The sequence below is a fragment of the Neorhizobium sp. 05N33 genome, assembly GCF_056397445.1.
The window spans coordinates 345,219-371,680 of the sequence record NZ_JBFTNK010000005.1 but is presented as its reverse complement, the minus strand read 5'-3'; the positions used below and the strand labels follow the sequence as shown (position 1 = coordinate 371,680).

29 protein-coding genes are annotated in these 26,462 nt (G+C 62.1%); 17 read left to right on the top strand and 12 right to left on the bottom strand.

Annotation, left to right across the window (positions count from 1 at the left end):
* Window positions 1-18: 18 nt before the first annotated feature.
* From AC1DLT_RS16595 to AC1DLT_RS16580, 4 genes are all read left to right on the top strand, one after another.
* On the top strand, window positions 19-765 hold the full coding sequence (locus AC1DLT_RS16595; protein ID WP_477487440.1) for a rhomboid family intramembrane serine protease: 747 nt from the start codon (window positions 19-21) through the stop codon (window positions 763-765).
* A gap of 139 nt (window positions 766-904) precedes the next feature.
* The gene (locus AC1DLT_RS16590; RefSeq protein WP_477487439.1) at window positions 905-1,651 is read left to right on the top strand and encodes an electron transfer flavoprotein subunit beta/FixA family protein; all 747 of its coding nucleotides are present in this window, start codon (window positions 905-907) and stop codon (window positions 1,649-1,651) included.
* 19 nt (window positions 1,652-1,670) lie between these two features.
* The gene (locus AC1DLT_RS16585) at window positions 1,671-2,600 is read left to right on the top strand and encodes an electron transfer flavoprotein subunit alpha/FixB family protein (protein ID WP_477487438.1); all 930 of its coding nucleotides are present in this window, start codon (window positions 1,671-1,673) and stop codon (window positions 2,598-2,600) included.
* A gap of 146 nt (window positions 2,601-2,746) precedes the next feature.
* Entirely contained in the window at window positions 2,747-3,628 is an 882-nt protein-coding gene (locus tag AC1DLT_RS16580; protein WP_247035153.1) for a 3-hydroxybutyryl-CoA dehydrogenase, read from the top strand.
* Window positions 3,629-3,959: 331 nt separating this feature from the next.
* On the opposite strand, the gene tlpA is transcribed toward AC1DLT_RS16580, so the two are convergent.
* The gene (gene tlpA, locus AC1DLT_RS16575; RefSeq protein ID WP_477487437.1) at window positions 3,960-4,628 is read right to left on the bottom strand and encodes a thiol:disulfide interchange protein TlpA; all 669 of its coding nucleotides are present in this window, start codon (window positions 4,626-4,628) and stop codon (window positions 3,960-3,962) included.
* A 23-nt stretch (window positions 4,629-4,651) separates the two neighbouring features.
* Here tlpA and argH point away from each other — a divergent pair, with 23 nt between their 5' ends.
* From argH to AC1DLT_RS16555, 4 genes are all read left to right on the top strand, one after another.
* Window positions 4,652-6,055 carry an argininosuccinate lyase gene (gene argH, locus AC1DLT_RS16570; RefSeq protein ID WP_038546309.1) on the top strand — a complete coding sequence of 468 codons (1,404 nt, stop codon included), beginning with the start codon at window positions 4,652-4,654 and terminating at the stop codon, window positions 6,053-6,055.
* Between the two features lie 103 nt (window positions 6,056-6,158).
* Window positions 6,159-6,365, top strand: coding sequence for an LPS translocon maturation chaperone LptM (gene lptM / locus AC1DLT_RS16565; RefSeq protein WP_247035155.1), 207 nt, complete (start codon window positions 6,159-6,161; stop codon window positions 6,363-6,365).
* A gap of 16 nt (window positions 6,366-6,381) precedes the next feature.
* The gene (gene lysA / locus AC1DLT_RS16560) at window positions 6,382-7,650 is read left to right on the top strand and encodes a diaminopimelate decarboxylase (protein WP_477487436.1); all 1,269 of its coding nucleotides are present in this window, start codon (window positions 6,382-6,384) and stop codon (window positions 7,648-7,650) included.
* Between the two features lie 135 nt (window positions 7,651-7,785).
* Window positions 7,786-10,521 carry a TIGR02302 family protein gene (locus AC1DLT_RS16555; RefSeq protein WP_477487435.1) on the top strand — a complete coding sequence of 912 codons (2,736 nt, stop codon included), beginning with the start codon at window positions 7,786-7,788 and terminating at the stop codon, window positions 10,519-10,521.
* Between the two features lie 23 nt (window positions 10,522-10,544).
* Here AC1DLT_RS16555 and AC1DLT_RS16550 read toward each other — a convergent pair whose 3' ends face one another.
* The 3 genes from AC1DLT_RS16550 to AC1DLT_RS16540 form a co-directional block, all read right to left on the bottom strand.
* The gene (locus tag AC1DLT_RS16550) at window positions 10,545-10,922 is read right to left on the bottom strand and encodes a response regulator (protein WP_151044711.1); all 378 of its coding nucleotides are present in this window, start codon (window positions 10,920-10,922) and stop codon (window positions 10,545-10,547) included.
* Window positions 10,923-11,050: 128 nt separating this feature from the next.
* Complete coding sequence (hpt, locus tag AC1DLT_RS16545; protein ID WP_038546323.1) at window positions 11,051-11,593, bottom strand: hypoxanthine phosphoribosyltransferase; 543 nt, start codon at window positions 11,591-11,593, stop codon at window positions 11,051-11,053.
* Window positions 11,594-11,655: 62 nt separating this feature from the next.
* Complete coding sequence (locus AC1DLT_RS16540; RefSeq protein ID WP_477487434.1) at window positions 11,656-12,315, bottom strand: hypothetical protein; 660 nt, start codon at window positions 12,313-12,315, stop codon at window positions 11,656-11,658.
* Window positions 12,316-12,522: 207 nt separating this feature from the next.
* On the opposite strand from AC1DLT_RS16540, the gene ftsE reads away from it, so the two are divergent.
* The 4 genes from ftsE to AC1DLT_RS16520 all read left to right on the top strand — a co-directional run bounded on the left by ftsE (window position 12,523) and on the right by AC1DLT_RS16520 (window position 15,904).
* The gene (ftsE, locus tag AC1DLT_RS16535) at window positions 12,523-13,182 is read left to right on the top strand and encodes a cell division ATP-binding protein FtsE (protein WP_038590651.1); all 660 of its coding nucleotides are present in this window, start codon (window positions 12,523-12,525) and stop codon (window positions 13,180-13,182) included.
* A complete protein-coding gene (locus AC1DLT_RS16530) occupies window positions 13,175-14,233 on the top strand; it encodes a cell division protein FtsX (protein WP_477487433.1) in 1,059 nt (352 codons plus the stop codon). The genes ftsE and AC1DLT_RS16530 overlap by 8 nt, the downstream gene beginning before the upstream one ends.
* A 64-nt stretch (window positions 14,234-14,297) precedes the next feature.
* On the top strand, window positions 14,298-15,029 hold the full coding sequence (locus AC1DLT_RS16525) for a YdcF family protein (RefSeq protein WP_477487432.1): 732 nt from the start codon (window positions 14,298-14,300) through the stop codon (window positions 15,027-15,029).
* Between the two features lie 83 nt (window positions 15,030-15,112).
* Complete coding sequence (locus AC1DLT_RS16520) at window positions 15,113-15,904, top strand: lysophospholipid acyltransferase family protein (protein WP_247136356.1); 792 nt, start codon at window positions 15,113-15,115, stop codon at window positions 15,902-15,904.
* Here AC1DLT_RS16520 and AC1DLT_RS16515 read toward each other — a convergent pair.
* The gene (locus tag AC1DLT_RS16515; RefSeq protein WP_477487431.1) at window positions 15,889-16,437 is read right to left on the bottom strand and encodes a gamma-glutamylcyclotransferase; all 549 of its coding nucleotides are present in this window, start codon (window positions 16,435-16,437) and stop codon (window positions 15,889-15,891) included. The two genes, AC1DLT_RS16520 and AC1DLT_RS16515, sit on opposite strands and share 16 nt — an antisense overlap.
* Before the next feature lie 54 nt (window positions 16,438-16,491).
* Between AC1DLT_RS16515 and AC1DLT_RS16510 the strand changes: the two genes are divergently transcribed.
* A complete protein-coding gene (locus AC1DLT_RS16510; protein ID WP_038546345.1) occupies window positions 16,492-17,496 on the top strand; it encodes a DUF2125 domain-containing protein in 1,005 nt (334 codons plus the stop codon).
* A gap of 6 nt (window positions 17,497-17,502) precedes the next feature.
* On the opposite strand, the gene AC1DLT_RS16505 is transcribed toward AC1DLT_RS16510, so the two are convergent.
* From AC1DLT_RS16505 to AC1DLT_RS16495, 3 genes are all read right to left on the bottom strand, one after another.
* Window positions 17,503-18,432 carry a prephenate/arogenate dehydrogenase family protein gene (locus tag AC1DLT_RS16505; RefSeq protein ID WP_477487430.1) on the bottom strand — a complete coding sequence of 310 codons (930 nt, stop codon included), beginning with the start codon at window positions 18,430-18,432 and terminating at the stop codon, window positions 17,503-17,505.
* Complete coding sequence (gene hisC / locus AC1DLT_RS16500) at window positions 18,429-19,538, bottom strand: histidinol-phosphate transaminase (protein ID WP_477487429.1); 1,110 nt, start codon at window positions 19,536-19,538, stop codon at window positions 18,429-18,431. The genes AC1DLT_RS16505 and hisC overlap by 4 nt, the downstream gene beginning before the upstream one ends.
* 190 nt (window positions 19,539-19,728) lie before the next feature.
* Complete coding sequence (locus AC1DLT_RS16495) at window positions 19,729-20,469, bottom strand: class I SAM-dependent methyltransferase (RefSeq protein WP_247035182.1); 741 nt, start codon at window positions 20,467-20,469, stop codon at window positions 19,729-19,731.
* An 88-nt stretch (window positions 20,470-20,557) separates the two neighbouring features.
* On the opposite strand from AC1DLT_RS16495, the gene gloB reads away from it, so the two are divergent.
* Window positions 20,558-21,328, top strand: a complete 771-nt coding sequence (gene gloB, locus AC1DLT_RS16490; RefSeq protein ID WP_477487428.1) for a hydroxyacylglutathione hydrolase — start codon at window positions 20,558-20,560, stop codon at window positions 21,326-21,328.
* Window position 21,329: 1 nt separating this feature from the next.
* Window positions 21,330-21,749 carry a cupin domain-containing protein gene (locus tag AC1DLT_RS16485; protein ID WP_477487427.1) on the top strand — a complete coding sequence of 140 codons (420 nt, stop codon included), beginning with the start codon at window positions 21,330-21,332 and terminating at the stop codon, window positions 21,747-21,749.
* Here AC1DLT_RS16485 and AC1DLT_RS16480 read toward each other — a convergent pair.
* The 3 genes from AC1DLT_RS16480 to AC1DLT_RS16470 are packed head-to-tail and all read right to left on the bottom strand — an operon-like array spanning window position 21,746 to window position 24,131.
* Window positions 21,746-22,399: a lysoplasmalogenase gene (locus AC1DLT_RS16480; protein ID WP_477487426.1), complete on the bottom strand. Its 654-nt coding sequence runs from the start codon at window positions 22,397-22,399 to the stop codon at window positions 21,746-21,748. The genes AC1DLT_RS16485 and AC1DLT_RS16480 overlap by 4 nt on opposite strands.
* A gap of 35 nt (window positions 22,400-22,434) precedes the next feature.
* A complete protein-coding gene (gene yddG / locus AC1DLT_RS16475; RefSeq protein ID WP_477487425.1) occupies window positions 22,435-23,322 on the bottom strand; it encodes an aromatic amino acid exporter YddG in 888 nt (295 codons plus the stop codon).
* Between the two features lie 35 nt (window positions 23,323-23,357).
* Window positions 23,358-24,131, bottom strand: a complete 774-nt coding sequence (locus tag AC1DLT_RS16470) for a DUF3108 domain-containing protein (RefSeq protein WP_051900201.1) — start codon at window positions 24,129-24,131, stop codon at window positions 23,358-23,360.
* A 251-nt stretch (window positions 24,132-24,382) separates the two neighbouring features.
* On the opposite strand from AC1DLT_RS16470, the gene rpmB reads away from it, so the two are divergent.
* The gene (gene rpmB, locus AC1DLT_RS16465; RefSeq protein ID WP_151044732.1) at window positions 24,383-24,682 is read left to right on the top strand and encodes a 50S ribosomal protein L28; all 300 of its coding nucleotides are present in this window, start codon (window positions 24,383-24,385) and stop codon (window positions 24,680-24,682) included.
* A 116-nt stretch (window positions 24,683-24,798) separates the two neighbouring features.
* On the top strand, window positions 24,799-25,437 hold the full coding sequence (locus AC1DLT_RS16460; protein WP_477487424.1) for a queuosine precursor transporter: 639 nt from the start codon (window positions 24,799-24,801) through the stop codon (window positions 25,435-25,437).
* Window positions 25,438-25,465: 28 nt separating this feature from the next.
* Here the strand turns inward: AC1DLT_RS16460 and AC1DLT_RS16455 are convergent, their stop codons facing one another.
* Window positions 25,466-26,455 (bottom strand): esterase-like activity of phytase family protein, encoded by a 990-nt coding sequence (locus AC1DLT_RS16455; protein WP_477487423.1) that lies wholly within the window; start codon window positions 26,453-26,455, stop codon window positions 25,466-25,468.
* Between the last annotated feature and the right edge of the window lie 7 nt (window positions 26,456-26,462).

Sequence of the window (26,462 nt, the reverse complement as noted above, 5' to 3'; positions counted from 1 at the left end):
GGCGCAGGAGCCAACAGCATGTTCATCCCGCTGCACGATGCCGTCGAACTCAAGTACATCCGCGTGCAATATGTCACGATCAGCATCATCGCCCTCAATGTGCTGATATGGCTTTTCACCAATTTTTCCGCGCCTGAAGTGGCCGAACGCGCCTCGCTTGGGCTCGGCTTCATTCCGGCGGTGATCTTCAATTACGCGACGCTCGATCCGTCGCTGGTGATCGTGCCGGACGACCTGACCTTCGTCACCTATGCCTTTCTGCACATGGATTTCTGGCATCTCGCCTCGAACATGCTGTTCCTCTGGGTGTTCGGCGACAATGTCGAGGATGCGCTGGGGCATGTGAAATTCCTGATCTTCTACCTCGCCTGCGCAGCGGCGGGCGCCGCTCTCCACGGTTTCGTGGCATCGAGTTCGGAAGGGCCGCTGATCGGCGCATCCGGTGCGATTTCCGGCGTCGTTGCCGCCTATTTCCTGTTGCATCCACGCGTGCGGGTCTGGGTGCTGGTTCTCTTCCGTATCCCGCTGCCGCTGCCGGCCTTCATTCCCTTGGCGCTCTGGATCGTCCAGCAGTTCGCCATGCTGGCGCTCGATCTCGATGGCATGATCTCCTGGGGTGCGCATGTGGGCGGTATCATTGTCGGCGCCATCCTCGTGCTGTTCATGCGCCGCAAAGGCGTGCCGCTGTTCGACCGCGACATCGTCACCCCGAAAGCCGTCGAGCGAAAACCAGGCGCTCCGCAGATCGCCGCGGTAACCGAATAGGACTATGAGAAAACGGCAATGCCTGGAGGCAAATCCGCGTTGTAATCGCGCGAAAAATGCGTATCCATGTCGCCAACTGACAAATGAGGAAGCAGCAAATGTCGCAATTTGCGGCTGGAGATAGTCAAGGAAGGACCCCATGAAGATCCTGGTGCCAGTCAAGCGCGTAGTCGATTATAACGTCAAGATCCGGGTAAAGCCGGACGGTACGGGTGTCGAGCTCGCCAATGTGAAGATGTCGATGAACCCCTTCGACGAAATCTCCGTCGAGGAGGCTCTGCGTCTGAAGGAAGCTGGCAAGTGCGAGGAAGTGGTGGTCGTGTCGATCGGCCCGGCCAAGGCCGAAGAGACCCTGCGCACGGCACTCGCCATGGGCGCCGACCGGGCGATCCTGGTCGAGACCGACGACCTGGTCGAGCCGCTTGCCGTGGCCAAGATACTGAAAGGCATCGTCGATGCCGAACAGCCGGGCCTGATCATCGTCGGCAAACAGGCGATCGATGACGATTCGAACCAGACCGGCCAGATGCTGGCAGCCCTGCTCGGCTCCGCCCAGGCGACCTTCGCCTCGAAGATCGAGCTCGCAGACGGTTCCGCCAAGGTCACCCGCGAAGTCGATGGCGGCCTGCAGACGATCGAAGTCAAGCTTCCGGCCGTCGTTACCACCGACCTTCGCCTCAACGAACCGCGTTACGCTTCACTGCCGAACATCATGAAGGCCAAGAAGAAGCCGCTCGACAAGAAGACTCCGTCAGATTTCGGCGTCGACACCGCGCCGCGGCTCAAGGTCCTGAAGACGGAAGAACCGGGCGGCCGCAAGGCGGGCATCAAGGTGAAGACGGTCGAGGAACTGGTTGGCGCCTTGAAGGCCGCCGGCGTTCTGTAAGGAAAGGGAGAACATCAACATGGCCATTCTTCTTCTGGCAGAACACGACAATGCGAGCCTCAACGACCAGACAGCCAAGGCGCTGAGCGCAGCCTCCAAGATCGGCGGCGACGTGCATGTGCTTGTCGCGGGCTCCGGCGCCAAGGCTGCGGCCGATGCCGCTGCAAAACTTGCCGGCGTTTCCAAGGTCCTGCTCGCTGACAGCGCCGACTACGCCAACAACCTCGCAGAACCGCTTTCGGCTCTGATAGTTTCGCTGGCCGGTTCCTACGACACGATCATCGCCGCTGCGACGGCATCCGCCAAGAACGTCATGCCGCGCGTCGCAGCCCTGCTCGACGTCATGCAGGTCTCGGAGATCGTCGAGGTCGTTTCGGCCGACACGTTCAAGCGGCCGATCTATGCCGGCAACGCTATCCAGACCGTCCAGTCGACCGACGCCAAGAAGGTCATCACGGTGCGCACCGCCTCCTTTCAGGCGGCTGGCGACGGCGGTTCCGCCTCGGTCGAAAACATCTCGGCTGCAGCCAATCCAGGCGTTTCGAGCTTCGTCTCGGATGCTCTTTCGTCTTCCGAACGTCCGGAACTGACGTCTGCCAAAATCATCATCTCCGGCGGTCGTGCGCTCGGCTCGTCGGAAAAGTTCAAGGAAGTCATCCTGCCGGTCGCCGATAAGCTCGGTGCAGCCGTCGGCGCATCGCGCGCAGCGGTCGACGCGGGTTACGCACCCAATGACTGGCAGGTTGGCCAGACCGGTAAGGTGGTCGCACCGGCGCTCTATATCGCCGTCGGCATTTCCGGTGCCATCCAGCATCTCGCCGGCATGAAGGATTCGAAGGTCATCGTCGCCATCAACAAGGACGAGGAAGCCCCGATCTTCCAGGTCGCCGACTACGGCATCGTTGGCGATCTTTTCGAAATCCTGCCCCAACTCGAAAAGGCGCTTTGAGCCTTTGTTCATTTCGCAAGCGCGAAAAATGCTGGCAAAACGACAAGCAGCAGAATAACAATCTGCCGGACTGCATACATGCAGTCCGGCATTTCTATGAAATAGGCGTACGCTTGAGATGGCGTAAACGCCCAGGGAGCGAAACCATGGGTTTGGTCATAAAAAGCATCGGCATCATCGGAGCAGGCCAGATGGGCTGCGGTATTGCGCATGTTTCGGCTCTCGCCGGATACAAGGTGCAGATGTACGATGTGTCCAAGGACCGGATCGAAGCAGCGCTCGCAACCATCAACGGCAATCTTGCCCGCCAGGTCTCCAACGGCAAACTCGGCGATGACGAGCGGAAAGCGGCCCTTGCGCTGATTTCCGGCTCTTCAGACCTCAACGATCTCGCGCCGATGGACCTGGTGATCGAGGCCGCGACGGAAGACGAAAGCGTCAAGCGCAAGATCTACGCGCAAGTCTGTCCGGTCCTCAAACCCGAAGCCCTGCTCGCAACCAACACCTCGTCGCTTTCCATTACCCGCCTTGCTTCCGCCACCGACCGTCCGGAGCGCTTCATGGGTATACATTTCATGAACCCGGTGCCAGTGATGAAGCTCGTGGAACTGGTGCGCGGCATCGCCACCGACGAGCCGACCTTCCGGGCCGCCAAGGACTATGTCGTCGCGCTTGAAAAGACTGCGACGGTCGCCGAGGATTTTCCGGCCTTCATCGTCAACCGCATCCTGCTGCCGATGATCAACGAAGCGATCTACACGCTTTATGAAGGCGTCGGCTCGGTCGAGGCGATCGACACCGCCATGAAGCTTGGCGCCAATCATCCGATGGGCCCGCTGCAGCTCGCCGATTTCATCGGCCTCGATACCTGCCTGTCGATCATGCAGGTCCTGCACGACGGCTTGGCGGACAGCAAATACCGCCCCTGCCCGCTTCTGGTAAAATATGTCGAAGCCGGCTGGCTGGGCCGCAAAGCCGGCCGCGGATTCTACGATTATCGCGGCGAAGTGCCGGTGCCGACACGGTAGGCGGACGCTATTTTGGCCTTGCCTTGTCAGAAAAGGCATTTCAAACTATATTGACGGAGTGGGAGGCGAGCTTTCGCCCGCCTCTCTGCTTTATTTTTGGAATGTGACCCGCACGCTTGCCTGCCAGCTCGTGCGGGTTTTCCGTAAGATAAACGTGATGCTAAATGGCATGAGCCACATAGTTCACTCTCCAGTTGGATGGCGAGGCCTTCGCCGGGTCGGAGGAGCCCATCTCCCCGATGCGCCTGACAGGGGCGCGTCTGCTTTGACCATCACAACCAAAAGCAGCATAGAGTAGCAGTTTGCATTATTTCAATTGGAAATTGCGGGTCTATGGCCCCTTCGCCGCCGTGATCAGCGCCGTGGCATCCGGGCTGTCCCAGGCTGCCGGACCGTTCATCGCCGAGATCAGGCAGCCTTTCTTGTCCATCACCAAGGTCACCGGAAGGCCGAAGGCGAGGCCTTCCTTCTTCAACGAATTGAAGACGCCCATTGAACTGTCGCGGTAATAACCGAGCGTATCGACGCCATATTCGGCGAGGAAAGCCTTGGGCTTTTCGTCGCTGCCGGTATCGATATTGACCGCCACGACCTCGAAGTCCTTAGCCCCCATGCCTTTCTGCAGCGCATTCAGCGCCGGCATCTCTTCCCGGCATGGGCCGCACCAGGTGGCCCAGAGATTGAGCAACACGGTCTTGCCGGCGAAATCGGCGGTCTTGAGGTCCCGGCCGTCCGGTCCCTTGAAGGCGAGGTCGAGCGGCCTCGGCGGCTGGGCGGCAACCATGGCGGCGACCTGGCCCTTGGAGAATTGCGAAACCGACTTCACCGTCTCGACAGCGCCCGCGCAGGCGCCGGAGGATTGGGCGGAGAGCCCGGTCTCGCCATTGCCAGACCCCACATTCGTCACGTATACCGCCACGGCACCGGCAAGTATTCCCGCAACGGCGGCAATCACGATCAATCTGGCGGACGGAAGGCCGAAGGGTCTTTTGGTCGTCATCAATTACTCCAGGACTAGACATCATGGCTGACGGCACGAAGGACGCAGTATCCTCCAACCAGATGTGGGGCGGACGCTTCGCTTCAGGGCCGGACGCGATCATGGAGGAGATAAATGCCTCGATCGGTTTCGACAAGAAGCTGTTCGCCCAGGATATCCGCGGCTCAATAGCGCATGCGACGATGCTCGCGGAAAAGGGCATTATTTCGGGCGAAGATAAAGACAAGATCGTCTCCGGCCTGAACACAATCATGTCAGAGATCGAAACCGGCAAGTTCGAATTTTCTAGGCAGCTCGAAGACATCCACATGAACATCGAGGCGCGGCTGGCAGTGCTGATCGGCCCCGCCGCCGGACGCCTGCACACCGCCCGCTCGCGCAACGACCAGGTGGCGCTCGACTTCCGCCTCTGGGTCAAGGAAGAGCTCGTCAAGACGGAAGCGATGCTGACCCGCCTGATAGCAGCCTTTCTCGACCGCGCCGAGGAACACGCCGATACGGTCATGCCGGGCTTCACCCATCTGCAGACCGCCCAGCCGGTCACCTTCGGCCATCACTGCATGGCCTATGTAGAAATGTTCGGCCGTGACCGCGCCCGCGTGCGGCACGCGATCGACCATCTCGACGAAAGCCCGATCGGCGCCGCCGCACTCGCCGGCACGCCCTATCCGATCGACCGCCACATGACGGCCAAGGCCCTCGGTTTCCGCGAGCCGACCCGCAATTCGATCGATACCGTGTCCGACCGCGATTTCGCGCTTGAATTTTTGTCGGTCGCCGCGATCTGCGCCGTACACCTGTCGCGCCTCGCCGAAGAAATCGTCATCTGGTCGACGCCGCAATTCGGCTTCGTGCGCCTGTCGGATGCCTTCTCGACCGGGTCGTCGATCATGCCGCAGAAGAAGAACCCGGATGCCGCCGAACTGGTGCGTGCCAAGACCGGGCGCATCAACGGTTCGCTGGTAGCGCTGCTGACCGTCATGAAGGGCCTGCCGCTCGCCTATTCCAAGGACATGCAGGAAGACAAGGAACAGGTCTTCGATTGCGCCGAGAACCTGGAACTGGCGATCGCCGCGATGACCGGCATGATGCGCGACATGACGATCCGTGCCGACAAGATGCGCGCCGCAGCGGGCGCCGGTTATTCGACTGCGACGGACCTTGCCGACTGGCTGGTGCGTGAAGTCGGGCTCCCCTTCCGCGACGCCCATCATGTGACCGGCCGCGCCGTGGCGCTTGCCGAAGAGAAAGGCTGTGACCTTTCCGAACTGTCGCTGGAAGAACTGCAGTCGATCAATCCTGATATCACCGACAAGGTCTTCAATGTCCTCTCCGTCGACGCCTCGGTCGCCAGCCGCACCAGCTTCGGCGGCACCGCGCCGGCGGAAGTGCGCAAACAGATCGCCTGGTGGCGCGGTCGGAATTGACGTCAGCCGGAACGAACGCTGAGAAGTGATACCGGATAGTGACTGCACAAGCGCGCGGAACTTCGCTATGAAAGTTCCGCAGCCGTGCCGGAGAAGGAATAGAATGTCGAAGTCCCTGGTAAAAATCGCCCGCATCGCCTTTGTGCTGAGCCTCGCCGGCATCGTTGTCGTCGGCTGCGGCCGCAAGGGCAGTCTCGACCGCCCGAGCACGCCGGTGGAGCAGCAGAACATCCGCAAGAGCGGCAAACCGGATAAACAGAAAGCCGAGCCGGTTGCCGACCGGCCTTTCCTGCTCGACCCGCTCCTGTAATTTTCCGAGTTTTACCGTGAATCATTTTCATTACATCGACGGCGTGCTGCACGCCGAGAACGTGCCGATCCCGGAAATCGCCAAGGCGGTCGGGACCCCCTTCTACGTCTATTCGACGGCCACCCTGGAACGTCACTACAAGGTTTTCGCCAAGGCGTTCTCCGATGTGGACGCGATGGTCTGTTATGCCATGAAGGCGAATTCCAACCAGGCGGTGCTGAAGACGCTCGGCCGGCTCGGCGCCGGCGTCGATGTCGTCTCCGGCGGAGAGCTGCGTCGCGCGCTTGCAGCCGGCATTCCGGCAAACCGCATCATGTTTTCCGGCGTCGGCAAGACGGTGCAGGAAATGGATCTGGCGCTGCAAGCCGGCATCTACTGTTTCAACGTCGAATCCGAGCCTGAGCTGGAAGTCCTGAACCTGCGCGCCCTGAAAGCTGGAAAGCGGGCGCATGTCTCCTTCCGCATCAATCCGGATGTCGATGCAGGCACCCATGCCAAGATCTCGACCGGCAAGAAGGAAAACAAGTTCGGCATCGCTTACGAGCGCGCCCGCGCGGTTTACGCACACGCAGCGACGCTTGGCGGCATCGACGTCACCGGCATCGACATGCATATCGGCAGCCAGATAACCGAACTGCAGCCCTTCGATCACGCTTTCCGGCTGTTGCGCGAACTGGTCGAGACGCTGCGCACCGACGGCCACCGGATCGACCACGTCGATATCGGCGGTGGCCTTGGCATTCCTTATCGCGAGGACAACAACCCGCCGCCGCTTCCCGATGCCTATGCGGAAACGGTGAAGCGCCAGCTACGGTCGCTGGAGTGCAAGATCATTACCGAGCCCGGCCGGCTGATCGTCGGCAATGCCGGTATCCTGGTGACCGAAGTCATCTACGTGAAGGATGGCGGCGAAAAGTCCTTCGTGATCGTCGACGGTGCGATGAACGACCTGATCCGTCCGACGCTCTATGACGCCTACCACATGATCCGTCCGGTTGTCGTGCCCGCCGCCGATGCGCCACGCATCAAGGGCGACGTCGTCGGCCCGGTCTGCGAAACCGGCGACTACCTGGCGCTCGACCGCGAGATGGCGGAACCCAAGCCCGGCGACCTGATCGCCGTCTCTTCGGCAGGCGCTTACGGCGCCGTGCAGGCAGGAACATACAACACCCGGCTGCTGGTGCCGGAGGTTCTGGTGAAGGGATCGGAGTTCCATGTGGTGCGGCCGCGCGGCAGCTACGAGGAACTCATCGGCCTCGACTCCGTGCCCGCATGGCTTGCGTGAACATTTAACGCGCCGTTCACTTTTACGGGAAAGCTTGGAAAATATGGGGGTGGATTGCCCCCTGCCCTCGTCTTCGCCACAAACATCGTTATCTTGGAAGCTTGATTTGCGCCGCCACGACTGGAGACGGATCGCATGAGCTTCATCCGCAAAGGTGCCTTCGAATTGCATCCCGTGCTTGCGCGCCGCGTCGCACTGAAACGGTCCTTCGCACGGATCGTGTTGTTTTTCGAACGGATTTTGCCGCTGCTGCTCGCGCCCGTCGGGATTGCGGCGCTTTTCCTGTCGGTGGCCTGGTTCGGGATTTTCCGGATCGCGCCGGACTGGGTGCGCTGGGTCCTGGTCGGCGGCTTCGCCTTTGCCTTCGTATATGCTCTGCTGCCGTTAAGCCGCCTGCGTTGGCCGGCGGTGGCTGACGCCGACCGGCTTCTGGAAGTCCGCAACAACCTGCCCCACCAGCCGGTTGGCGTGCAGGACGACCAGCCGGCTTTCGAAACGCCCTTCTCCCGTGCCCTGTGGAAAGAACATCAGATCCGCATGGCCGAGCGTATTGCAGCGCTCGACGCCGGCCTGCCGCAGCCCGATATCGCCCGGCACGACCGGTTCGCGCTCCGCGCCATTCCTGCTCTCGTCTTCGTCGTCGCGCTCGGTTATTCCTTCTCGAACGGCGGCGGTTCTCCCGCCGATGCCTTCCGGCCCGCACCACCGGCGCCGAGCATCAATCCGGATCTGCGCATCGACGCCTGGCTGACGCCGCCTTCCTATACCGGCCGTGCACCGGTCTTCCTGACCGGCCGCGAGGCGACCACCACCGTCGCCACCGTCTCCATCCCGCAGAATTCGGCCCTGACGGTGCGCGTCACCGGCGGCGAAGGCGGCGAGGCAGTCGTCTTCGCCCCGAAGGCTGGAGGGCAACCATCGACGTTGATCACCGAGGAAGCCAAGAAGGCAGCCGAGGACGCCGCGCAGCAGCAAAAGCAGGCCGCCGGTCAGCAGGGGCAGCAGACGGCCGGGCAGGCACCGGCCCCACAGACATCGGCTCAACCGGCCGCATCGCAACAGCAGCCTAACCAGCAGCGGCCGCCCCGCACCTATGCGCTCAACGTCGCCGAAAGCGGCAGCCTGACCGTCAACGGCCAGACCTGGGCCTTTGACGTGATCCCGGACCGGCCGCCGGAAATCGCCTTCGATGGCCAGCCGAAGCGTTCCGTCAACGGCGCGCTGGAGATCGGCTACACCGGCAAGGACGATTACGGCATCCGCGAAGCTCATGCTCTGATCGAACCGGTCGACAAGCCCGCTCCGGGCGCAACCCCGCTTTATCCGCTGCCGGACTACCGGCTCGACCTGCCGCGGCAGAACAGCCGCGAGGTCAAGAGCCTGACGAGCCGAAGCCTGATCGAGCATCCGCTCGCCGGCAAGCGCGTCAAGATCACCCTGATCGCCAAGGATGGCGCCGGCCAGACCGGCCGCAGCCCGACCCATGAAATGGTGCTGCCCTCGCGCGGCTTCTCCGAACCGCTGGCGGCCGCCGTCGCCGAAGAGCGCCAGGTCTTCGCGCTCGATACCCGCCAGATGCCCCGCGCCATCGAGCTCAACGAGGCGCTGGCGATCCGTCCCGACGAGACCATTCCCAACCTCAGCCACTTCCTGCTGATCAGGTCGGCGCTCGAGCGCATGAAGCTCGCCCGCAACGAGGAACAGCTGAAGGATACGGCCGAATATCTCTGGGAAATCGCACTCGGCATCGAGGATGGTGACCTGTCCCAGGCCGAACGCCGCCTGCGCGACGCGCAGCGCAACCTTGCCGAAGCGCTGCAGAACAAGGCATCCGACCAGGAGGTCGCCCGGCTGATGCAGGAACTGCGCGAGGCCATGCAACAGTTCATGAACGAGCTTGCGCAGCGGATGCAGAACGCTCCGCAGGCGCCCAACAATATGCAGTCCCAGAACGTCATCCGCCAGCGCGACCTGCAGAACATGATGGACCAGATCGAAAATCTCGCCCGGTCCGGCAATCGCGACGCCGCCCAGCAGATGCTCAACGAATTGCAGCGGATGATGAACAACCTGCAGGCCGGCCGACCGCAGCGGGGCCAGCAGGGGCAGCAGCAGCAGAACGGCCAGATGCGCCAGCAGATCGACAAGCTCGGCGAAATCATGCAGGAACAGCAGCGTCTGATGGACCAGACCTTCAAGCTGGACCAGGCGCTCCGCGACCGCATGCAGCGCGGCGACCCGAGCGAGCGGCCCGGCCAGGAAGGCCAACAACAGCAGCAGCAGGGTCAACAGCAGCAAGGTCAACAGGGCCAACAGGGTCAGCAGAACACCGACCAGATGACCGCCGAGCAGCTGCGTGAAGCGCTGAAGAACCTCCGCGCCCAGCAGGAAGGCCTTGGCAAGAAGCTGGAAGAGCTGCAGCAGGCGCTGAAGGGCCTCGGCATGCAACCCGGCGAAGGGTTCGGCAAGGCGCAGAACGAGATGGGCAATGCCGGCAAGGCGCTGGGCGACGGCCAGGGCGAGCAGGCCGTGCAGGGCCAGGGCAACGCGCTCAATGCGCTTCGCCAAGGCGCCCAGAACATGATGCAGCAGATGATGCAGGCCATGCAGCAGCAGGGTCAGGGCCAAGGCCAGGATCGTGGCGGCCCGGGCGAAAACATGACCTCGCAAGGCGGTCAGAACGGCCGCGACCCGCTTGGGCGCCCGCGTGCCACGTCAGGTCCGGATTTTGGCGATCAGGTGAAGGTGCCGGATGAAATCGATGTCCAGCGCGCCCGCCAAATCCTCGAAGCGATCCGCGAGAAGCTCGGCAATGCGCTTTCCGGTGATGCGGAGCGGCAATACCTGGAACGGCTTCTGGATATTCGCTGACCTAAAGCCGGCCTAAAGATTTATCAGGCGGCGCGGGAGTTTGCGGCTGCCAGCGCCGAGGCGACGGCACGGCGGATATCGGGAAGCGCGAACGGTTTCTGCACCACATCGATCACCTTGGCCGCAAGATCGTCGGCACGTTCCCGCTGCTCGGCATAACCGGTCATCAGCAGGATTTTCAGATCGGGGAATTTTGCGGAAGCCTGATGCACGAGTTCGATGCCGTCCATGACCGGCATGCGGATGTCGGAAAGCAGCAGATCGAAGGTGCCCTCGCTCAGCTTTTCGAGGCCTTCCGCGCCGTCACCCGCTTCATGGGTCTCATGACCATCGAGACGAAGCGCCCGCGCAACGAACATGCGAAGCGAATCTTCGTCCTCGGTAATCAGGATTTTTGCCATTGCGGTGATCGCTCCCGTGTTTTGTTATCTGGGAGCAAATCAACAGAGTTTTCTTGTCGAGGAGTAAACGCCGGCCCATTGCAGGCCGACATGGTTAACACCTCGTCTCCCCAAGCCAAGCAAATCGGTCAGGCGTCTCCGGTCACGACGCCGACGAAAGGCAGCTCGCGAAAAGCATAGGCGACGTCCATGCCGTAACCAACGACGAAATAGTCCGGGCATTCGAAACCAACGTAATCCGCCTCCAGATCCTCCTGGCGCTTGACGCGTTTGTCGAGCAGCACGGCGACGGAAACATTACGGGCGCCGCGCTCATAGAGCATTTCCTTGGCGAATTTCAGCGTACGGCCGGATTCGAGGATATCGTCGATCAGCAACACGTCGCGATCCTTCACGTCGCTGTCGATGTCCTTGACGATCCGCACCCCTTGCGAAACGGTTCCGGCGCCGTAGCTCGACAGCGTGACGAACTCGACTTCCGGCGCAAGACCCACGTCATGCAGCGCCCGCAACAGATCGGCGGCGAAGATGAACGAGCCCTTGAGGATAGCAATGACCAGCAGGTCCTTGGTCGGACCGGTGGCGATCTGCGCCGCGATCGCATGGTTGCGCTCGGCGATCTGTTCGGCGGTGTAAAGCGGCTCGATGATTTTGCCGCGTACGACGGGCATGAGGTTCTCCTACGTGTCCGTAAAAAACCGCGATACCACAATCCGCCGGGAAAGAGAAAGCTCTAGGCGCCGCGGTCCGCAAAGGAAAGCCGCAGATCGGGCAGTTTTCCACCGGGGTGGGGCACCCGCGCCGAAAAGCCTCGGCTCTGGCGGCCTTCGATGGACGAGGCCGGCGGCGAGATCAGCGTCGTCGCAATGAGTGTCTGGCCCGACATCAGATCGGCGCGGATCTGCGGCATGGCCCGGTTGTCGCCGCCGCGGTTCTCGACGATGCCGTTGATCAAGAGCACGCGCATGCCATTGGCATCCTGCGGCGTCATCGTCACATGGGTGATGTCGAGCGTCGGCCCGGCTCCTGCCGTCGCCGAACCGGCGAACAGGAACGTGAAGCCACCCGCGAGGCTGAAGACGGCAACGAAGACGACGGCCACGACTGCCGAGAAGAAATCGGCGGAAAGACGCATCAGGCCACGCTCAGTTCCGGCGAGAACCCGTTCCGCGAACGACGCGGCAACGACCGTGGTTTCAGGCCGCCTGGTGCGATTGTCATTGTGCGAGCGCGGCGCCGGCCCCCGGCGGAAGGTCTCGCGAACCGGAACGAACTGGGCGTCGACCACCTCGCCGCGCCGAGGGTTAGCCCGGGTCGGCCGCGCGGAAGGTTCCGGCGGCAGGATGTCCATCTGGATGACTGTTTTGCCCTGATGGCTGCTAAACGTGCTCATGGGGCCCTCTTCGGCCCGTTTTCCCCGTTGTTCGGGATCGCGGGCATTGAATCGAATCCTCCTCAGTCGTAAATTGAAATGGTTAACGCTTCGCAAATACGGCCTGAAATTAGCCCTTTTCCGCGCGTGATTTACCGTTCGTTTACCCGGGTCGTTAAGAGATAGACGGGCACCAGAGAGTCGAAAAAGCGAGGACTGGGTCATCCGTTGATTCATTTCGAAAACGTTGGTCTGCGCTATGGGATGGGGCCGGAGATCCTGCGGGATATGACCTTCGACATCCCCAAGCGCTCATTCCAATTCCTCACGGGCCCATCGGGCGCTGGGAAGACCACCCTGTTGCGCCTGCTGTTCATGTCGCTGCACCCGACCCGCGGCATCATCCACATGTTCGGCCGCGACCTGTCGCAGATCCCCCGCGCCGAACTGCCGATGCTGCGCCGGCGGGTCGGCATCGTCTTCCAGGACTTTCGCCTGCTCGATCATCTGACCACCTATGAGAACGTCGCGTTGCCTTTGCGCGTGCGCGGCAAGGAGGAAAGCTCCTACCGCAACGACGTGATCGAGCTTCTGAAATGGGTCGGACTCGGCGAGCGTATCAACGTACTCCCCGCCGTTCTTTCGGGCGGCGAAAAGCAGCGTGCCGCGATCGCTCGCGCCCTGATGGACCAGCCGGAAATCCTGCTCGCCGACGAGCCGACCGGCAATGTCGATCCGCCGATGGCGCGCCGGCTCCTCAGTCTGTTCCTTGAACTCAACCGGCTCGGCACCGCTGTCGTCATCGCCACGCATGATCTGGCGCTGATGGACCAAGTGGATGCGAGGCGGATGATCCTCACCGAAGGGCGGCTCGACATCTATGAATGAGCTGAGCCGCCCGGAAGCGACGAAGAGCGCCCAATCGCCGAAGCCCGAAGGCGAGCGGCAGGCTCAACCTGCGGGCCAGAAGCAGGCGCGCCGCGTCGAGATGCGGGTGCGCCCGACGGCCCCGATCCTGCCGCCCTCCAACATCCAGGGCAATGCGCTGATGGTGGTGATCGCCATCATGGCCTTCCTCGCCTGCCTGACGCTTGGCGCGGTCAGCATGGTAAGGGCCACGGCGTCGAGCTGGCAGAGCCAGATTTCCCGCGAGATCACCATCCAGATCAAGCCCGATGACGGGCTCGACATGGATGCCGCTTTGAAGAAGGCCCGCGACCTGGCGCTCACCTTCGTCGGCACCCGCGAAGGCACGATCATGGACGAAAGCGCGACCGCAAGGCTTCTGGAGCCGTGGCTCGGCACCGGATTGAACTTCGACGACCTGCCTATACCGCGCCTTGTCATCGTCACCATTGACGAGCAGAACCCGCCAGATTTCGCCGGAATGCGCGATCTCCTGAAGACGGAAATCCCGCAGGCTTTCCTCGACGATCATCGCACCTGGGTGGACCGCCTGGTGTCGATGGCCCATACGACGGTGCTGATCGGCATGGGCGTCCTCGTCCTCGTCTTCACGGCGATGATCCTGACGGTGATCTTTGCCACCCGCGGGGCGCTTTCCGGCAATCGCCATATCGTCGAGGTGCTGCATTTCGTCGGCGCCGAAAGCTCTTTCGTGGCCGGCGAATTCCAGAAACATTTCCTGAAGATCAGCATCAAGGGTTCCGCCGCCGGCGGTGCGCTCGCAGCTGCTATGTTCGCCATCGCCAACATGTGGCAGGCGAATTCGCTCGCGACGCCCGAAAGCGACCAGGCGAGCGCCCTGTTCGGTTCCTTCACGATAGGCGTCGGCGGTTATCTCGGCATCTTCGCCACGATGATCGTGATCGCGCTGCTGACGACGCTCACGGCCCGGTTCACGGTCATGCGCACCATCGACGAGATCGACCTGATCCGATCCGATCCATCGCGTTCCGACGGGTTATCAGCTTCTTGAATCGGTTGCCGTCCCTCTGTAGGTTGGCCCTGTTCTCGCCACGAATCTCCGGCTATGGACAATCATGACACCGGCTCCGACCACACCCGAAAATGAAGCGGATAGCCACCCGCGGCGGTGGCTCGGGAGAGTGTTTTCGCGCAACAGCCGGCTGCGGTGGGCCGCCCGGCGCATCATCATGGCCTTCGTGCTCGGGCTGGCGCTGCTTTTTGGCGGGTTTTTGTGGTTTGCAAATGCGGTGACGTCACTGAAGGCGCCTGACGGCGTCAAGGCCGATGCGATCGTCGTATTGACCGGTGGCTATCTGCGCATCGAACAGGCGCTCGGACTTTTGCGGGATGGAGCCGGCCAGCGCCTGCTGATCTCGGGAGCGCATCCGTCCACCAGCCCGACCCAGATCCGCAAGGTCACGCAGGCCTCGCCCGACCTCTTCGCCTGTTGCGTCGATATCGGCTACGATGCGATCGATACGATCGGCAATGCCAACGAAATCACCCGCTGGATCCACGACCACGGATACAAGTCCGTGCTGGTCGTCACCAACAATTATCACATGCTGCGCAGCCTGCACGAACTGCGGCGCGCCGACCCGGTAACGGAGTTCATACCCTATCCGGTGGTCAGTTCCGATCTCACCCGAAAAGCCTGGTTCGCCGAGCCGGACGTGTTGCGAACCATGCTTTCCGAATACGGCAAGGTCGTGCTCGCCACCTGTCGCGACTGGTTCGGCATCGAGCGCGGTACGGGACTGCGCAACGAAGACCCGCCGAAAACCGCCTCAAAGCCCGCGCCCTGACACTTTTCCCTCCGGATGACGAGCCGACGCTTTTTTCCCCGCCCGATCTCGTGTAGGCAACGCCTGTCCAAGAGGAAGCTTCCATGCTGCTGGTGCGTTCGGTTCTTTTCAACATCGCCTTCTACACAAACCTGATCGTCCGCATGATCGTGCTGAGCCCGATCTATTTCCTGATGCCGCGCAAGGCGGCCTACCGCATCCCGAAAGCCTGGGCCGCCTCCTGCAACTGGCTGATGGCAAAGATCGTCGGCGCCACCTTCGAGATCGAGGGGCTGGAAAACGTGCCGGAGGGCGGTTGCATCTTTGCGCCCAAACATCAATCCGCCTGGGATACCGTCGCACTGCTGCCCTGGCAGCGGGACCCGGTCTACATCCTCAAGCGCGAGCTGATGTGGATCCCGCTGTTCGGCTGGTACGCCGCCAAGCAGAAGATGATCCCGGTCAACCGCGGCGCCCGCGGCAAGGTGATGGTCGACGTCATGAACCGGACGAAGGAGGAGATGGCAAACAACCGCCAGCTCATCATCTACCCCGAAGGCACGCGCCGCCCGCCGGGCGCCGAGCCGCAATACCGCTACGGCATCGCCCGTATCTATCGCGACGTGCAGGTGCCGGTCGTGCCGGTCGTCGCCCATTGGGGCCTGTTCTGGGGCCGCCGCAAGCTCATCAAATATCCCGGCCATTTCAAGGTCCGCATCCTGCCGCCGATCGCACCGGGCATGGATCCGGATGCTTTTTACGCCCATCTGGTCGAAACCCTGGAACGGGAAAGCGACAGGCTGCTGGTCGAAACCGTGGCCGCCAATCCGCACCTGCCGCTGCCGCCGTCAGCGGTGAAGCGGCTTGCGGAGCTGAAAGCTCAGACGGCGGCCTGAAATCCAGCCGTCACGGCCGCGCCAACGCCTTCCAGCCAGTGATCGCGGATACCCATATCTTTCAGATGGGCCAATGTGTTGAACACATAGGTATCGTTGGGGCCCGACTGGCCGGAGGAGACGCCGACGATCTCCGCCGCCTGTTCGATTTCCAGCGCGCCAGCATATTGGACATGGTGGCGATCGACGATATAGCCGACCGCCTTCACCTGCCGACCGTCACCGAGCGAGACGGGCAGAATCTTTTCCAGATAGACATTCGTAACCAGTTCGCGCCGGCGCAGATAATCGAGCACGTCCGCCCGGTTCTCCTCGCTCACCCGGAAGGCGACGCCTCGGCATGAGCCGCCGCGGTCGAGGCCGAGGACAAGTCCCGGACGATCCGGCGTGCCGCGATGCACGTAAGACCAGACGCAGAGGGAGCGGCGGAAGCCGAAAGCACGTGCGGGCAGTCTTTCCTCAAACGTAAAACCGGGATTCCACATCAGAGACCCGTAGCCAAACACCCAAAATTCGTCCATATCCCGCGCCACACCATTCCAATTGAAGCATCCCGCCCCAAGTTTTCAGCACCATTGGAGAACATCATGGCAGCGTCAAGCCGAACTGGCGTCAGCGGCAAATTGTGGCTACTCGCCTCCGGCGTGGTGCTGGTAATCGCGCTCTACACCGCCGGCTGGTTCTATGGCGCCTCGACGCTGAAGGAGCGGACGCTGGCCCTGCTCGGCAGCCAGGAAAGCCGCGGCATCTCGGCCGAATGCGCCGACGCGGACTATCGTGGCTATCCCTTCCGGATCGGCCTGTTCTGCTCGAAGGTCTCGGTCGACGACCGCACCAACGGCATTTCCGCCACGTTCGGAGCGCTGCGGTCCGCCGCCCAGGTTTACAATCCCGGCCATATCGTCTGGGAACTCGATTCACCGATCGAGATCCGCACCGGCCACGGGCTTTCGGTTTCGACCACCTGGGAAAATTTCCAGTCGAGCCTGATCACCCGGTTTCGCGGCGTGGAGCGCACCTCGACGGTGATCGAGAATGCGAAGACGAACATCCTATCGTCGGCAACCGGCCAGGCCTTCAATATCAGCGCCGGTCACACCGAAATCCATCTGCGCCAGAACGGCAACGACCTCGACGCGGCCATGACGCTGCAAAACACCGATGTGGTGATGAAGGACCTGCCGCAGCTTCTGCCCCGGTTTACGACCAATCTCGACCTGACCCTGACCGGCCGCGCCGGCATGATCGACGGAACCGATCCGAATGGAACCGCTCTCTACGGTACACAGGGCCAGATGCGCAGCCTTTCGGCCGATCTCGGCGACGGCAAGCTGATCACCGTTTCCGGTCCGTTTTCCTTCGATGAACAGGGTTATCTGTCTGGCAAGCTGAAGCTCCGGATCGAGCGGATCGATGCCTGGCGGGACAGCCTCAGCCAGGCCTTTCCGCAGATCGCCCCGACGCTGAAGAGCGCCGCCAACATGTTGTCCGCGCTCGGCCGCGGCAAGAGCGCGTCGCTCGACCTCACCATCAACCGCGGTAAGGTGTTCGCCGGCGGCTTCATCCAGATCGGCGAAATTCCGCCGATCTAACCCTGGTCACTTTTTGGCGTCGAGTGAATGGCGGCCGAAATCCGGAGCGTCGACATCCTGGCCGGCCTGGACGATGGAGCGGCGGATGGCGCGGGTGCGGGTGAAGAGCTCGAACAGCTTGTCGCCCTCGCCCCAGCGGATCGCCCGCTGCAGATAGGCGAGGTCCTCCGAAAACCGCGCCAGCATTTCCAGGATCGCATCCTTGTTGTGCAGGCACACATCCCGCCACATGGTGGGATCGGACGCCGCAAGGCGGGTAAAATCGCGGAAGCCGGAGGCGGAATATTTGATGACTTCCGCGTCGGTCACCGTCTCGAGATCGTCCGCCGTGCCGACGATGTTGTAGGCGATGATGTGCGGCAGGTGGGAGACGATCGCCAGAACCTTGTCATGGTGCTGCGGGTCCATTTCATCGATGCGCGAGCCGAGCGCCATCCAGAAGGATTTCAGCGTGTCGAGCGCGACTTGATCCGTATCCGGCAGCGGCGTGAAGATGCACCAGCGATCCCGGAACAGGCCGACAAAACCGGCGTCCGGACCGGATTTTTCCGTCCCCGCAAGCGGATGACCCGGAATGAAATGCACGCCCTCCGGCATATGCGGCGCCATCTGCGCGATGACGGAGGCCTTGGTGGAACCGACATCGGTGACGATCGCGCCGGGCTTCAAGCTGCCGGCAATCTGCCTGGCAACCGCTTCCGATGCGCCGACCGGCACCGAGACGATGACGAGATCGGCATCCTTCACCGCGTCGGCAGCTGAGGAGACATAGTGCGTGCCGAGCGCCAGTTCTTCGGCACGTTTCAGGGTTTCAGCACTGCGCGTGGAAATCACCACCTCGCCGGCCAAACCCTGTTCCTTGACGTCCCGTGCGATCGAGGAGCCGATCAGGCCGATGCCGATCAACGCGATCCGGTCGAAAAGCCGCGTGCTCATGCGCTTTTGCCCATGAATTCACCAAGCGTTTCGATGACGCCGCGATTGGCCTCCTCCGACCCGATCGTCATGCGCAGCGCATTCGGGAAACCGTAGCCCCGGACGGCGCGAAGGATGTAACCGCGGCTGGTGAGGAAGGCGTCCGCTTCTGGCGCCCGCTTGCCGTCGACATCCGGGAAATGGATGAGCACGAAATTGGCGACCGAGGGCGTCACCTTGAGGCCGATCGCCTCCAGCGCGTGGGTAAGCTTGCCCTGCCAGAGATTGTTGTGCTCGACCGCTTTTTCGACAAAGGCCTGGTCGCGGATGGCGGCCGCACCCGCGGCAATCGCCGGGGCGTTCATGTTGAACGGTCCGCGCACCCGGTTCAGCGCGTCGAGAATGCCGGCCGGGGCGTACATCCAGCCGATGCGCAGCGCTGCAAGGCCATAGACCTTCGAGAAGGTGCGGGTCATCACGACGTTCTTGTTCGAAGACACGAGCTCAAGACCGGCTTCGTAGTCGTTCTTACGCACGTATTCCGCATAGGCAGCGTCGAGCACGAGGATGACGCTCTTCGGCAGCCCGGCATGCAGGCGGCGGATATCGGCGACCGGGACGTATGTACCAGTCGGATTGCCGGGATTGGCGATGAACACCATCTTCGTCTTGTCGGTGACGGCGGCAAGGATCGCGTCGACGTCGACGGTGCAATCCTTCTCCTTCACCTCAACGACCGTGGCGCCGGCGCCCATAATCTGGATCTTGTAGACGAGAAAACCATGCTGGGTGATGATGGCCTCATCGCCGGCACCGAGATAGACGTGGCAGAGCAGGCCCAGCAGCTCGTCGGAACCGTTGCCGCACATGATGTTTGCGACGTTGAGCCCGTGCACCGAGGCGATCGCCTCGCGCAGCGCTATCGCCTGGCCGTCCGGATAGAGTTCGAGATGGCCGGCCGCCTGTTTGAAAGCGTCGATCGCCTTCGGGCTGGCGCCGAGCGGCGTCTCGTTGGACGAAAGTTTGAAGACCCGCGCAACGCCCGGAGCATGTTCCTTGCCGGGCACATAGGCGGCGATATCCAGGATGCCGGGACGCGGAACGGGCTCACTCGTGACGATGCTCATCGGATCAACCTTTTTGGAAAGCCTTAAACGGCGGGTGTGATCCAGTGGGATTAAAGCCGAATTTCGGCTTTGTCGAGGGGTGAGGAATGGTCGGCGCAGCCGACGAAACGATCCAGTCAATCGTTTCGAATGACGAACGCCCTGAGCCAAAGCCAAGGGCCGGAGAATGCAGCCAGATGAGGGACGATCCTCACCGCGTCCGCGTCGTAGGCACGCCTTGAGGTGCCAGCACCGGCACGAAGACGCGCCGGGAGGCGCGGGCGGCGACCGGCAGGCCCTGGTAGAGCCGCTTCTGGGCCTCCAGCACGATGACCCCCGAAAAAACCGGCCAGAAACGCCGGCCCATGCGCTCGAAGGCCTGGCGCAGCTTCAGCACGGCGCGGATCTTCGACGGCGGGAAGAACAGCGCCTCGGCACTGGCACCGGGCGTGAAATTGGTCTCGCGCAGCAGCGAGGTGAGCTGCCCGCGTGAATAGGGCCGGCCGGAGCCGAACGGCGTGTGTTCCATGCGCGCCCAGACGCCGCGCCGATTGGGCACGACGATGACCAGCCGCCCACCGGGTGCCAGCACCCGCCAGAGTTCCTTCAAGGTCTCCCGCGGATTTTCGGCAAATTCCAACGAATGCACCATCAGCACGCGGTCGACGGAAGAGTCCGGCAGCGGCAGTTCCTCGTCGAAGACGAGAGCGGTCGAGGAAAGCTCGCTGACCGGCCAGTTCACCGCCCCCTGCCCCGCCGGCATGAAGGCGAAAGTGCGTTCCGTATCGGCGCGGAAACGGTCGAGATACGGCACGGCATAACCAAGGCCCACCAGCCGCTCCTCCGGCAGCCGCGCCCAGAGCGAAGACAGCGCGAACGTGATCGACTGCTCGGCAAGGTGGCCGAGGGGCGAGTGATAGAATTCGCGAAGATCGACGATATCCGTGTGCATGCGTGATTTGGTACCAGACGGTGGTTGGACTTCAAGGGACCAGTCTCTACATTGTGACGCAAAACACTTTCAGCAATGGGGTTATGTTATGAGACCACTGGAACTCGAAGTTTTTTCATGCCGCAGCGATAATTACGGCGTCCTCGTACACGATCCGGAAAGCGGTCTGACGGCCTCGATCGATGCGCCGGAGGAAAAGCCGATCCTGGACGCGGCGGCCCGGCGCGGCTGGAAGATCACCCACATCTTCACCACCCACCACCATGGCGACCACGTAGAAGCCAACCTGGCGCTCAAGGAAAAGCTCGGGCTGGAGATCATCGGCCCGTTCAACGAGGCCGTGGCGATCCCCGGCCTCGACAAGACCATGGCGGATGGCGACGAATTCCAGTTCGGCGAACATCTCGTCTGCGTCATCGAGACGCCGGGCCACACGGCCGGCCATATCTGCTACCATTTCCCGGACGACAAGATCCTGTTTGCGGCAGACACGCTGTTTGCGCTCGGCTGCGGCCGGCTGTTCGAACGCCCGGCCACCGACATGTGGCACTCGCTGCAGAAACTCGCCGTTCTGCCGGACGAGACGGCCGTCTACTTCGGCCACGAATATACGCTCTCAAATGCGAAATTCGCACTGAGCGTCGATCCGGACAATGAACGCCTGCAGGCGCGCGCCAGCGAGATCGAGGCACAGCGCGCGGCCGGCCAGTTCACCATTCCGACGACGATCGGGCTGGAGAAGGAAACCAATCCTTTCCTGCGCGCCACCGACCCGGCCATCCGTCGCAACCTGGTGATGGAGAGCAAATCCAACGAGGAAGTGTTTGCCGAGATCCGCAAGCGCAAGGACAATTTCTAAAATGACGCCGGAGGAGATCATCACCACGCTCGGCATGCAGCGGCATCCGGAAGGCGGCTGGTATGTCGAGACGTTTCGCGACGAAGACGGCGGTGCACGTGGCCATTCGACGGCGATCTATTACCTGCTGGAAGCGGGCGAACGCTCCCATTGGCATCGGGTTCGCGATGCGGCGGAGGTCTGGCATTTCTATGCCGGCGATCCGCTGCTCTTGCGGATTTCCGATGGCGAGACGGCCGAAGAGGTGAGGCTCGGCACCGATCTCGCCAGGGGCGAACGGCCGCAGGCCGTGGTCCCTGCGAACGCCTGGCAGGCAGCGGAACCGCTTGGCCGCTTCACGCTGGTCGGCTGTACGGTCGCACCAGGCTTTCAGTTTTCGAGCTTCGAGATGGCACCGCCGGGCTGGGAGCCAACAGGCTAAGACAACGGCAGGCCGGCAACTGCCAACGTAAAAATCAGCTGTGCCGTGAAGTAAGTGCCCCACACGAACGGCTTCAACCTCGCCATGACAGGCGCATCCGGCTTGACCAGGAATTTCTGGATCGCCAGTGCGGTGTCGGACATGACGAACAGCGCAGCACCGGCCGCCGGCAGGATCGGCTTCACCGCCAGCGCCGAAAGCGCCATGGCGACGATCGCGATCCCATAGGCGGCGACGGGGATTGCGAGCCGTCCGGCTGGTCGCCACAGCATGAAAAACGTCATGCCGGTCAGCACCACGAAAATCCACGCCGCCGTATAACGCCAGGCGGAGGCGACGAGCAGGCTCGGTTCTATCGATGGCCAGAACAGCGCCGCATAGGCAATATGCGAAGCGAGGAAGGCAGCGAGCCCGACGACGAAGGCTGGCTCTCCCTCGTAGGCGAGGCAGGCGTCTCCGAGTGCACCGAGCGCCAGCGCTGCGACGAACAGCGCCGGGGCGCCGGAAAGACCGGCGTAGAGCACAAGCAGCAGGACCGGTATGGTCTTCAACACCGCACGAAGATGGCTCGCCGGCCTTTTCAGCCAGCGGAAATAATGGATCGCAAGCGCGATCGAGGCGGCAAGCACCGCCCATAACGACAGATACATCTCTTCCCCCACGTCCCCGACCCTTTCAGGAACGCCTATTCGGCCGCGGCTTCCGCAATTGGCTTCGGCCGGAACATATCCCGAGCCGCCAGCACCGCCCCTCCGGTGATCAGCAGGCAGGCCAACAGGATGTTCCAGTTCGCTTCGGCAAAACCCGATGCGACCAGAATCAGCGTCGACAGCAGCGGCGCCGCATAACTTGCCGCGCCGATGATCTGGATATCGCCGTTCTTGACCCCGTAGTCCCAGGCATAGAAGGCCGTGCCGACCGGCAGCAGGCCGAGCCCGACAACTGCCGCCCACTCGCTGCCATTAGCCGGCCAGACGGTTGTCTCAAGCGCCAGATGGCAGATCAGCGACAGCAGCGAGGTGCCGAGGCAGAAACCGGTGACGACATCGGTCGAAACCCGGTCGAAGCGCCGCGTCAGCAGCGAATAGCCCGACCAGGTGAAGGCGCAGAGAAAGGCGGCGCCATAACCCATGAGATAGGCGTCGTCGAAGGCAAGGCCGTTGCGGGAAACGATGGCGATCGTGCCGCAAAGCCCGGCGACAGCACCAGCCACGTGATACCAGCGCAGCCTTTCTCCCGGCAGCAGGGCCGAACCGACGACGATGAACAGCGGCCAGAGATAGGCGATCAGCCCCGCCTCGACGGCCGGTGCGTTGCGGAGCGCCGTGAAATACAGAAAATGATAACCGAATAGGCCGCCGATGCCGGTGATCCAAACCTTCGGCGGCTGCTTCAGGAGCGCGATACGCTCGGGCTTGACGATAAAAAGCACGATGCCCGGCAGGCTGCCGATCGCGAACGTCATCGCGCTCATCTGGAAAGGCGGCACTTTTCCGGATGCAGCCGTCATCAGGGCCAGCAGCGACCACATCAGGATCGCCGTAAAACCGATCAACGTTCCCCGGATTTTCACCCCTGCCCCCTTGGGCGCCCGGGCGGGCGCCTTATTCAACCGCCATATTTGACGGCCGTCACGTAAACCTGCCCCATCCTTGTCGGGATGACGGCGTAGACTGGAGCATATACATTTACCGATTGCGCTTTGGCAAACCAGATTTCCATCGGCGTCTTGCGCAAGTATTCGATATCGCTGCGCCCGCGCTTGAAGCCAGACCTCGGAAGGTAGCGGATCGAACAGACGATCGCCTCACCCTTGAAACCGTCAGTCGAAAACGGCCTGGTGCCCTTCGGCGTCAACACCAGGTCCATGCGCGACTCGCCATCGTAGATCGGCAGCCGACTGGGGCAGACCTTGGCGTCGCCCGGGAAGATGAGGCCACTCAACGGGTCGAGAACCGCGTGCAGGTCCTTGTCCGTCACGGGAATCCAGGTTTCCGGATTGCGGGTCGGCTCGGGCTTGACAGTCGTCTCGGTGACATTGCCGTTGCGGTACTCGACGTCGTAGACACGCGTGCGCCGGCCGGCGCTGTAGACGAGGTTGTAGCGATCGGCCTGCAGCTTGTCGGCCTGCATTCGCCCGCTGACGCTGGTCTCGGCGGAGATGCGGCTGATGATGTTGACGATCCCGGCCGATTTGAACGTGCCGGTGATCTTGTAGTCGCTGCTGTTGAATTCGCTCGCGAATGATGCCTTGGCGATCGGCAGGATCCCGAGCGAAATATCGTATTCGCTGACATGTCGGATTTCCGCCGAGCCGAGCGGAACGGTCGTGAACCCGAAGACGAGCACGAAGGCACTGACGAAACAGCCGTGAAGGTTCATGATTCTGCCCTGACCGATGAGGACGCCGAAAAGCGTCTTCCTGGAGACATATAGACGGTGCATCATGGCAAGAAAATAGCGGCGTCAGGGCACTGGCAGCGGATTCTCTTAGGGTTAGGCCAAGGTTTTGGCTTGACGCGACGAGCCCCACTGACTATAGAACCGCAACTTTCCACTCAGGACCAGTTGGATCGGCGCACCGGACATTGTCCGGAAGTACCATCCGATTGCAGAAGAACAAAGGTGTATCCATGTCTCGTGTGTGCGAACTGACCGGTAAGGGCGTTCTGACCGGCAACAACGTAAGCCACGCCAACAACAAGACCCGCCGTCGGTTCCTGCCGAACCTGTGCCAGGTCACGTTGATCTCCGACGCTCTCGGCCAGCGTTATCGCCTGCGCGTTTCGGCGCACGCTCTGCGCTCCGTCGAACATCGTGGCGGCCTCGATGCCTTCCTGTTGAAGTCCGACGAGACCGAACTGTCGATGCGCGCTCGCCTGCTGCGCCGCCAGATCGTCAAGAAGACCGCCGAAGTCGCTGCTGCGGCCTAATCGGTCTGACGACAAATCATCCGGCTTTGAACAAGGCTTGAACGGGTAATACCGGCCAGGCCTTTTCTCTTGGCCTTCATAAAACTCCAACTGGTGGCATCACCCAGGATAAAAAAATGCTGAGCTCACGCTATACTTTCATCTATGCCCTGCTGATGGCGGCCATCGTCGGCGCCTCGAATTTCCTAGTGCAGTTTCCGGTCACGGGAACGCTCTGGGGCATCGCCCTTGGCGATCTCCTCACCTGGGGCGCGTTCACCTATCCCATCGCATTCCTGATCACTGACCTCACCAATCGCCAGTTCGGTCCCACGATTGCGCGACGCGTCGTACTTGTCGGTTTCGTCGTCGGCGTCGCGCTGTCCTTCTGGATTTCCGTTCCGCGCATCGCCATCGCATCCGGCACAGCCTTCCTGATCGGCCAGCTTCTCGACATCTCGGTGTTCAATGAACTGCGCCGCAAGACCTGGTGGAAGGCGCCGCTGGCGGCATCGCTGATCGGCACCGTGATCGATACGATCCTGTTCTTCTCGCTGGCCTTCGCCCCGCTCTTCGCCTTCATCGGCCCGAACGAGGATTTCGCCATCCAATCCGCACCGATCCTCGGCGCGTTTGCCGCAGAAGCCCCACGCTGGATCTCCTGGGCGCTCGGCGACCTCGTGGTCAAGATCCTGGTCGGCGTCGTCCTGCTCCTGCCCTATGGCGCACTGATGAACGTGCTGAAGCCGATGCCGCAGGTCGCTCCGGCCCGCTAAAACTCAAGCCCCGACATTCCGCCTGGCATCACTGCGTCAGGCGGAATTCCAGCATCACGTTACGCTGCAGCAGATTGCCGTTGTCATCCGAAATCAGGATGAGGTGCGGCTTGCCCTCCGGCCCGGTGATAACGTCGAGCCCTTCCATGTTGTCGATGGCAAAACCCATGTCGGCATCGACGAGGACTTCGCCGTCCACGACAGCGCCGGGACGGATGCTACCGCCCTTGATGAGGCGGATGCGCATGCCGAGGCCGCGGAGGAAGCTGAAACGGCGTTCGAGCAGCAGGAAATCGCCGTTTGGCAGGAAGGCGCCATCGGTCGCGTCGAACGGATCGTGCCGCACCACCGTGAACACGCCCTTGAGCGGCCCTTCCAGGATGGCGGCGAAAAGGTTCCCCTGGTCATCGAGGCTATGCTCGGTGACCACGATGGGCGATCCCTTGAGCGGACTGGCCTGGGGCGAGACCGCCACCGTCTCCATGCCCGCATTCATCCGGAACTCGTGGCGGGGGATCGGCAGATCAAGGCTTTTCAGGGGAGCAGAGATCTCGAACCCCGGGTCGGGATAGGCATCGACGCGATGCAGCTGCTCGAAGCTGACGATCGCCTGGCCATCCCTCAGCGCCAGACCCTCGGCGTCGGACGTATATTTCGAACCGACCCGTCCGCCGCGGATGAGGATCGGATTGATGGCGAGATCGGCGAGGTTGGCGAGGCGCCCCTTGGCATCCCGCTCGATGCGGCCGGTCAGCCACGAACCGGTATCAAGCACCGACACGAACCTTTCGCCATCGGCGCGAAAGCGGATGCTCGACAACGACTGCAGCCGGCTATCGGATGATGAAAATTCGATGCCGCCGAGAAATTCGAGAGGTCCAAAGCGTGTTTCCGCCGAGCCGCGCTTGAATTCGGTGATCGCGCGCGCCCTGACCGAGATATTTTCGGTGGCCGGCGCCACCGGGAAAGCGATGACGCCAAAAAGGCCGGCCCAGACGACGAGGCGGGAAAGTTTCAAGCGGCGG